The organism is Tamlana crocina, assembly GCF_012037625.1.
In genome coordinates this window covers 1-492 of record NZ_JAAVJS010000178.1, presented here as the reverse complement: position 1 = coordinate 492, position 492 = coordinate 1, and the positions used below count along the sequence as shown (strand labels likewise).

At 39.4% G+C, this 492-nt stretch carries 1 protein-coding gene; it reads right to left on the bottom strand.

All coding sequences use genetic code 11. The annotated features are described in order from the left end of the window. Positions 1–247: 247 nt before the first annotated feature. The coding region (locus HC176_RS16215; RefSeq protein ID WP_425338215.1) for a helix-turn-helix transcriptional regulator at positions 248–492 on the bottom strand (245 nt) is incomplete at its 5' end.

Sequence of the window (492 nt, the reverse complement as noted above, 5' to 3'; positions counted from 1 at the left end):
ATTATCCTGTTCTTTTTCTTCATTTCTCTACTGGCTATAGACTCATTGATGATGATATAATTCCAAAAGGGTTTGGAAGATGTCATTTAAGATCCTTACTACATTTTTGAGGTTCCCGGGATGCAGATTTGAGTTGCCTGCGATTAAATTTTGGAAATATGACCAAAGACAAACCGCCCCTTTTGAGGAACTACCGATTACCCTACATTCCCGGAGTTACATCAATTGGAGGCGGTTCTTGCCTTTACTATATTATTTTCAGGTCCTTTAGGATTCCTATTAGATGTGGTGTGGTATTGGCACCAAATTCTTCGCGGAGCTCCTTTAACCGTTTTTCAATAGAACTTTTACTGTTGGGAGAAATATTCCGCCTTTTAAAATCTTCCTGTATTTCCTCCTGTGTAAGTCCGGAGGCTATCGCAGTGAGCAGCTCCATTTCCCAATCCCTAAGGATCAACATGTTTTCTTTATTCAAAATATTTTCAATCCCGC